Consider the following 7,985-nt stretch of genomic DNA (forward strand, 5'->3'; position numbering starts at 1 on the left):
GGGGGACGCCTCGCGGCATCCCCCAAGAGAGCAGCAAAATCGCTACACCATGTTCTCTATCAGAGCCGAGGCATACTCCGACGTTTTCAGTTTGGTCGCTCCATCCATCAGCCTATGAAGATCGTAAGTCACGCGCTTCTGCTGGATGGTTTTCTCAATCGCGCTGCATATTATCTCTGCCGGTTCAGGCCACTCGAGGTACTCAAGCATCATCACGCCTGAGAGTATCAGCGACGTGGGATTGACCTTGTCCATGTTGGAGTACTTGGGGGCAGTCCCGTGCGTTGCCTCAAAGAGCGCCACCGTATCGCCGATGTTTGCTCCGGGCGCCATGCCCAGCCCGCCAACCTGGGCGGCACAAGCGTCGGAGAGATAGTCTCCGTTGAGGTTGGGCAGCGCGACAACTTCATACTCATCGGTGCGTGTGAGAATCTGCTGGAACATGCTGTCTGCGATCCTGTCGTTGATGAGTATCTTGCCTTCTGGCAACTTGCCGTCGAACTTGTCCCAGAGCTCCTGCTCAGAGATAGTAATGTCCCCGAACTCATCCCTTGCGACCTCGTAGCCCCAGTCCTTGAAGGCGCCCTCGGTGAACTTCATTATGTTGCCTTTGTGGACCAGGGTCACACTCTTTCTGTCTCGCTTGATGGCGTATTTGATCGCCGCACGAACGAGGCGCTTGCTCGCGAACTCACTGATTGGTTTGATACCTATCCCTGAGTCGAGCCTGATGTTGGTCCCGAGCTCGGTGTTGAGGAAGTTAATGACTTTCTTGACCTCATCGGAGCCTTTTTGCCACTCGATGCCGGCATAGACGTCCTCCGTATTCTCACGGTAGATGACTATATTCATCCGCTCGGGGTGCTTTACAGGGCTTGGGACGCCCTCGAAATACCATACGGGACGAACGCAGCTGTAAAGCTCCATCCGCTGACGCATCGCCACGTTGAGGCTCCTATAGCCGCCGCCGATCGGGGTCGTGAGAGGCCCCTTTAGCGCCACGTGGTAATACTGGATAGCGTTGATCGTGTCCTCGGGCAGTGGCTCGCCGTATTTCTCGAAAGCTCTGTCACCAGCATAGACGTCAAACCAGACGATCTTGCGTTTGCCGCCATAGGCTTTCTCAACCGCGGCATCAAGAACTCGCCTAGTGGCGCTGGTGATGTCTGGCCCGATCCCGTCTCCCTCTATAAGGGGGATTATGGGTTTGTCTGGCACTATGATTCGGTCATCTTCAACCAGTACTCTCTCGCCATCCGTTGGTGGAACGATCTTGTCAAACTGCACGGTCATCCTTTTTCTCCCTCGTAAAAGCTAGTCAAGGTTGAAATCGCCGTACTTGGCGATGTGATACAGAAGGCCGCCATCCTCGAGTATTTTCTGCATGGCTTTCGGCAGAGGCGCAAACGAGACCTCGGTCTTCTTTGTCAGGTTCCGAACAACTCCGGCGTCGAGGTCAACCTCGAGCTCATCACCGGTCTTAATCCTGTCGGTGTTGCATATTACGACTGGCAACCCCACGTTGATAGCATTCCTGTAGAATATCCTGGCAAATGACTTGGCAAGGACCGCGCTGATGCCCGCCATCTTGATGATGGTTGGCGCGTGCTCTCGGCTTGAGCCAAGCCCGAAGTTCCTGCCGCCAACTACGAAATCGCCCTTGCTCATCTTGCTGGCGAACTCGGGGTCTGCATCCTCCAAGACGTGCTTGGCAAGTTCCGGCAGGTTGGAGCGAAGGTGGAAGAGCCGCCCCGGAGCGATGTGGTCGGTGCTGATGTCGTCCCCGAACGTCCAAGCGTTGCCTTTCATTTTGTTCATCATATCACCTCCCGAGGATCAGTTATTCGTCCTGTCAGCGCCGTTGCGGCAGCAGTGGCCGGCGAGCCCAGGTATATCAGGCCCTTTGGATTGCCCATTCGACCAAGGAAGTTGCGATTCTGCGTTGACAGGCATGCCTCATCGTCGCCGAGAACTCCCTGATGAACGCCGACACATGGCCCGCAGCCCGGCGGCAGCACCAGAGCACCCGCGTCAATGAGCGTCTGCAACGTTCCGTCGTTAAGCGCTGCTTTGAGAATCTTTCTCGATGCCGGGGCAACCAAGAGCCTAGTATCCTTATCGCGACTCTTGCCCTTTAGGATCGCTGCTGCCGTCTGAAGGTCCTCGAGGCGCCCGTTCGTGCAAGTGCCGATGACGACCTGATCGATGTTCACAGGGTCCATCTGTCGTATCTGGGTCATCGTCCTCGTGTTGTCAACAGTGTGGGGGAAGGAGACCGTCGGCTCTAGCTTCGAGGCGTCAACCTCGATCACTCTCTCATACTCCGCGTCCGCATCAGCTGACATCGTCCTGAACGCATCGCCCCGGCCCATCCGCTGAAGATACCCCTGGGTCATGTCATCGGAGGGGAAGAGACCGACCTTAGCTCCCGCCTCAACAGCCATGTTGGCTATTGTAAACCGGCCCGATATATCCATCTCGTCGATGGTCTCGCCCTGATACTCGAGCGCCTTGTAGGTCGCGCCATCCGCACCGATCATGCCGATCAAGTGGAGAATGAGGTCCTTAGGATATACACCTTCCGGAAATCGGCCCTTAACCTGTATCTTGAAGGTCTCGGGCACTCTAAACCATGTCTTGCCCAAGGCCATCGCGATCGCCACATCCGTCGAGCCCATCCCGGTCGCAAAAGCGCCAAGTCCGCCCCCCGTGCAGGTGTGGGAGTCGGCCCCGGTGTGAACATCGCCCGGCGCAAGATAGCTCTCTACGATAACTTGATGGCACACTCCTTCCCCAACTTCGGACAACACAGCCCCAGTCTTCTTCCCAAAGCGCCTCATCAAGATATGGTCATTTGAGAGCTCCTTGCGGGGACTTGGTGCCGCATGGTCGAGGAAGAGCACAGTCTTATTGGGGTGGGCCACCTTTTCCAGTTCAATTTCTTTAAGCTGCCGAATCGCGAGAGGGCCAGTGCCGTCCTGCACGAGGCAGACATCGACTGAGGCGATGACGAACTCGCCAGCCCGAACAGCGCGTCCCGCATGCTCAGAAAGTATCTTTTCTGTAAGCGTCTGTCCCATGGTACTATCCTCTTATCTTCGTGCCGTCCGCAACCGCTAGACTGTAACTGGGAAGCGCCCCACTAATGGGGCGCTCCCCGTCGTAGCGATTTTAGACCAGCGAGGCAAGCCGATTGAAGTCAATAGATTTCGGCCTGTTAATGGCCGTGCCGATCCCTCGGTGCAGAACGAGCTGCGCAAGCATACCCATTGCCCTAGAAACGCTGAACAGCACGGTGTAATACTCGAACTCCCGCAGTCCATAATGAAAGAGCAGTGAGCCGGAGCCTGCGTCAACGTTCGGCCACGGATTCTTGATCTTGGGGAACTCCTTCAGGACCTTCGGCACGACCTCAAAGACCGTTGCCACCGTCTTGAAGACGGGGTCTTCAGGTATATGCTTCTTGCCAAACTCGAGGAATCCCTTGTAGCGAGGGTCGGTTGTCCTCAGCACGGCATGACCATAGCCCGGAACAACCTTTCCAGCGGCCAGCGTGTCCCTCGTGTATTCGTCGATCTGCTTCTTGGTCGGGACGCCGTCAAACTCATCCATCAGTTCGAGTATCCAGTTCAGGCACTCCTGATTGGCCAGGCCATGAAGAGGCCCCGCAAGGCCGTTCAGCCCGGCTGAGACCGCATAGTAAGGGTCAGAAAGCGCCGACGCCACAGTGAAGCACGTGTAGGCGGAAACGTTCCCACCCTCATGGTCGGAATGGAACGTCAGATACAATCTCATCAGCTCCGCGAACTCACCGGTCGGATCGGGGATGCCGAGCATGTTCGCATAGTTGGCGCCCAGGTCGAGCCCCGGCGTCCAAGGGATGATGTCTCCCTTCCCATAACGGAGACGATACACTCCGGCCGCGATCGATGGGATTTTAGCCAATATATGAAGAGCATCCTCAAGCGCCGGAATCCAATACTGGTCCTTGGTCATACCCTCCGAATACATCTTGCGGAACACGCTCTCGTGCTCCAGAACCAGAATAGCTGTGTTAAGCATCGCCATCGGGTGGCTGTCCTCCGGCATCGAGTCGAGCACATCCCAGACGTATTCGGGAACATAAGAGCGCTTGTCGAGGTCCAGCTGAAGAGACTTTTTGGCCTCCTCGTCAGGAAACTCGCCGGTCAGAAGGCAGAAGAATATCTCCTCGGGCCACTTGTCCTTGATCTCTAGCAGTGGATGGCCCCGTATGATCAAGCCCTTGTCAGGCTCCACGACCGACGTATCGCACAAAAGACCATAGACGCCTCTTAGGCCGCCCAAGAATTGCGCCACGGTAACCTTTCCTATCTCCTTGGCCCCGTGCTCCTTCGCAAACGCCTTTACTTTCTGGCGATACTTCGGGATTTGCTCCGCCAGCTTCTGCTGCAAAGTTGCCATCGTTCTTTCCTCTCCTTACATCTAGGGGTGAAAACTACTCTTCAACGACTTGAGTACTTAGGACTTATCTTTCAGGAAACCGACAATATCTAGTTTGCGTCTTGATAGTCAACCCCAATCTTAGCGAGAAGTTCCACGAAAAGCAGGCGTGCCCAGGCGTCAACGCGCTCGAACCTGGGATGCCTACTTCAGCGCCTCCTCGCCCGCATGAAAGTCGCGCCCGAAGGACAGCTGCTCCATGACATCTTGCTCGATGAGTGGCGTGCCATGAACGATGAGGCTTGCGAGATTGGCTCCTATGCCGGGGCCAAGCATGAAGCCCTGGCCGCACATGCCGACTGCAAGGAACAGACCCTCGAGGTCGTCGGGCACAGGACCGACTATCGGGCTGCCATCGGGCGTCATGGGATAAAGCCCACGCCAAAGACGCCGCACCAGCAAGTTCTTGAGCCGTGGCATGAGCTCGATCAGGCGCTGCGCGATGCTCGGCCCGAACTCGGACGTGCACCTCCTGTCTGTGCTGGAGAATACTGACGAAGGCGTGTAGCAGAAGATGACGGCCCCGAAATCATTCTGGCCGAAGTAGAAGTTGGCGCTCTTGCCGTCGGCCCCCGGCCTGAGATCGACAACGAGCGGCCGAAGGAACTGCCGTATCGGGGCCGATATGCCGGCCTCGTGGCTGTCGGGCGCGACGGGAATGTCGAGGCCGACCGATTGACCGAGCTGCCTCGCAAAGGCGCCGGCAGCGTTTACGACGACCGGCGCGGAGTAAACTGCCTTGTCCGTCTTGATGCCCGAAACCTTGTGTTTATCGGTAGTTATTGCCTGAACCCTCTCGTTCAGCTTGAAGTCGCAATCAAGCGACTCAGCCACGCGGTGCATCTCGTAGGAAGCCATCAGCGGGGAGACCTGGCCGTCCTCAGGAGAGTAGGTCCCGCCATGCAATCCCTCCTCGTTGATGCCGGGCACGATCTCCTTGATTACCTCCGGGCCAACCCAGTCAATCGTGAGGCCGAACTTCTTCTGGATGGGCAGTATGGATTTCAGAAGTGTTTCGTCGGCCTCGCGGAAGACGGGGAAGCAATACCCTCCCATCTTCCATCCCAGGTCTCCGCCATAGGTCTCGGTCCAATTTGAGTAGATTCGGATACTCTCCAGACAGAGCTTAATCTTGGCGGGGTCAGAGTGCGTTGCCCGAACGCCGCCAATCGCGGACTTATTCTGGCCCTGGCCGCATGATGCATGTTGATCGACAACGAGCACTTTGAGCTTCTCCGTGGCGAGAAACATCGCCGTAGGGAGGCCGACGCTGCCGCCGCCAACGACGATCGCGTCGTAGGAGCTCATCTGTCCTCTCCTTTCGAGGAGGCCAACACAGAGAGCGGAACCTCGGTTACGAAGGGGCGCTCGGTAGGCGCCGTTACCTCATCCTGAGGCACGCCCTCCTCCTTAAAGATGCGCTCTATCAACTCCGTGCAGGTTTGCCCGCCACACGCGCCCATGCCCGTCCGCAGAACCGCCTTCAACTGGTTCATATCTCGCACGCCGCGTCTTATTTCCCGCACTATCTCGCGTCTGGTTACGCGCTCGCATCTGCATACGATCACGTCCTCTCTTGACTCTGCGCCCGCAGCGTCCCACTGCTCGACAGGCTCTTGGAGCCTGTATCCTGTAACATCAAGCCGTAGCTCATAAGGGACTTCGAGCAGGAGAAGGTTTCTCTTGTTGAGAATGGGCGACCTCTTGACAGCGACGACCCTCCCCTCGCCGAGAGGTCGGCCCTCCATGTCTGTGGTTGTTATCGTGCGGCGGCGAAACAGAGCCTTTCTGTCAGTCTCGGACGGCAGAATGACCAGGGCAAGTCGCCTGTTGGGGTCGTAATTCTCAACCACAAGAGTGATCGCGAGGCCCGGACAGATCGAGACGCACCGGCCGCAGCCCGTGCAGCGGCCCTCGAATGTCGGAAGCGTCGTGATCGAATCTCCCGCAAGCCTGATAGAATGCATCGGACAGACCTGAGTGCAGGGGTTGCACGGTATCTCCTCGTAGCAGCGGATCACGGGATACACACTGAGGTCTTGCGCCTTCGGCTTTGTCATTAGCGTCTCGCCGGGCTTGCTGCGAAGCGTCTCCATCAGCGGTTGCCAAACCCGCGGGACGAACGTTGGCCTGCCAAGCATCCTTGCTATCTTGCGGCCTGCAAGCCGACCAGAGAACATGGCGGCGCTTGCCTCGGCTATCTCCTTCGCATCGCCGGCCGAGACGACAGGAACATCTGCCTCCTTCGCCATGATGAGAAGCGAATCCAGCGGCGAGAGTCCGACGGCAATGAGTATGGTATCCACCTTGAAGCTTCTTGAGGTGTTCGGCAGGACCTTGAAGGATGCGTCAACCCTAGCTATCTCGATGCCCTCAACCTCCGTCTTGCCAAACGCCCTGACAACAGTATGCGACGTCCAGACGGGCACGCCGAGCCTCAGAATCTTGTCAAGATGAACCTTGTAGCCACCACACTTCGTAAGCGCCTCGACCAGCCCGACGACCTCGATGCCAGCCTGAATGGCGTGGTACGCAGCGATGAGCCCCACGTTGCCCCCTCCAACTACGAATAGGCGGTCCGTGGGACGGACGAGGTCACGGTTGACAAGAGTCTGGAATGCGCCAGCGCCGTAAACTCCGGGCAGGTCGCAGCCGGGGAACGCGAGGTTTTTCTCTCTTGCGCCGGTTGATATAAGAATGATTTTCGGATGGACTAGAACGTAGCGAGAGCGATGCTGCACGCCAACTCTTTTGTCCGCAAAAACGCCGACTGCCGTCGCGCCTGTCCAGGTCTTGACACTTTTCAACCGCGCGACCTGCTCGCAGAGAATGTGGCCGATCTCGTGTCCCCTGGTGCCAGCGAAACAGTCATCGATCGACCCGAAAAAAGCGTGCGTCTGAAGGCTGAGTTTGCCGCCAAGCTCCTCCTTGTCATCGACGATGAGCGTCTCGATGCCGAGCTGCCCGAGCTCTATGCCGGCGCAGAGTCCCGACGGGCCGCCGCCGACAATCAAGACGTCAGTTTGCACCGTCTCCACTTCGCCGAAGGCGACTGGCCTGTCCGTTGCCGGCAGCTCCGGCATCCCGTCGCAACTCGTAACCACCATCCCCTCGCGAGCAAGCGTCATGCACGCCTTGACGGGCAGGCCATCAGCTATCACCATGCACTGCGAGCATTGCCCGTTGGCGCAGAAAATGCCCATCGGAGCGTTGTCTTTGGGGTGGTGCCCGAAGATTCTAATGCCGCTGGCGAAAAGCGCCGACGAGATCACCTCGCCACGCCTTGCGCGGAGAGCCTCCCCGTTAAAAGTGAACGTGAACTCCTCGATCCTGGGTACCTCGAGAATCGGATGAGCGCTTATCCTGAACCCGCTCACTTCTTGCTCTCCTCGATAAGTCCTGCAAGGTGCACCACGAGGTCCTCGACCTCGATGCCGCTCTTGACCCAGGAGTCCGGCCTCATCACGAACTTCAAGCTCGTAAGGCTCCTAGGACTAAGCGTT

The 7,985-nt window shown here is 57.6% G+C and carries 6 protein-coding genes; all 6 read right to left on the reverse strand.

Translation table 11 applies throughout. The features are described from left to right. Positions 1-42 precede the first annotated feature (42 nt). The gene (gene icd / locus VM163_04875) at positions 43-1,293 is read right to left on the reverse strand and encodes an isocitrate dehydrogenase (NADP(+)) (protein ID HUT03205.1); all 1,251 of its coding nucleotides are present in this window, start codon (positions 1,291-1,293) and stop codon (positions 43-45) included. Between the two features lie 21 nt (positions 1,294-1,314). Continuing rightward, positions 1,315-1,821, reverse strand: a complete 507-nt coding sequence (locus VM163_04880) for a 3-isopropylmalate dehydratase small subunit (GenBank protein ID HUT03206.1) — start codon at positions 1,819-1,821, stop codon at positions 1,315-1,317. Then, on the reverse strand, positions 1,818-3,080 hold the full coding sequence (locus VM163_04885) for a 3-isopropylmalate dehydratase large subunit (GenBank protein ID HUT03207.1): 1,263 nt from the start codon (positions 3,078-3,080) through the stop codon (positions 1,818-1,820). The genes VM163_04880 and VM163_04885 overlap by 4 nt, the downstream gene beginning before the upstream one ends. Before the next feature lie 91 nt (positions 3,081-3,171). Continuing rightward, on the reverse strand, positions 3,172-4,443 hold the full coding sequence (locus tag VM163_04890; protein HUT03208.1) for a citrate (Si)-synthase: 1,272 nt from the start codon (positions 4,441-4,443) through the stop codon (positions 3,172-3,174). 183 nt (positions 4,444-4,626) lie between these two features. Beyond that, entirely contained in the window at positions 4,627-5,790 is a 1,164-nt protein-coding gene (locus VM163_04895) for an FAD-dependent oxidoreductase (protein HUT03209.1), read from the reverse strand. After that, on the reverse strand, positions 5,787-7,859 hold the full coding sequence (locus VM163_04900; GenBank protein ID HUT03210.1) for a 2Fe-2S iron-sulfur cluster-binding protein: 2,073 nt from the start codon (positions 7,857-7,859) through the stop codon (positions 5,787-5,789). Before VM163_04900 ends, VM163_04895 begins: the two co-directional genes overlap by 4 nt. Positions 7,860-7,985 lie beyond the last annotated feature (126 nt).

This window comes from bacterium (assembly GCA_035527515.1).
GTDB lineage: Bacteria > B130-G9 > B130-G9 > B130-G9 > B130-G9 > B130-G9.

What these genes read in the sequence shown, in the direction of transcription:
- icd (HUT03205.1), bottom strand. Translation starts at nt 1,293, where the DNA reads ATGACCGTGCAGTTTGACAAGATCGTTCCACCAACGGATGGCGAGAGA.
- VM163_04880 (HUT03206.1), bottom strand. Translation starts at nt 1,821, where the DNA reads ATGATGAACAAAATGAAAGGCAACGCTTGGACGTTCGGGGACGACATC.
- VM163_04885 (HUT03207.1), bottom strand. Translation starts at nt 3,080, where the DNA reads ATGGGACAGACGCTTACAGAAAAGATACTTTCTGAGCATGCGGGACGC.
- VM163_04890 (HUT03208.1), bottom strand. Translation starts at nt 4,443, where the DNA reads ATGGCAACTTTGCAGCAGAAGCTGGCGGAGCAAATCCCGAAGTATCGC.
- VM163_04895 (HUT03209.1), bottom strand. Translation starts at nt 5,790, where the DNA reads ATGAGCTCCTACGACGCGATCGTCGTTGGCGGCGGCAGCGTCGGCCTC.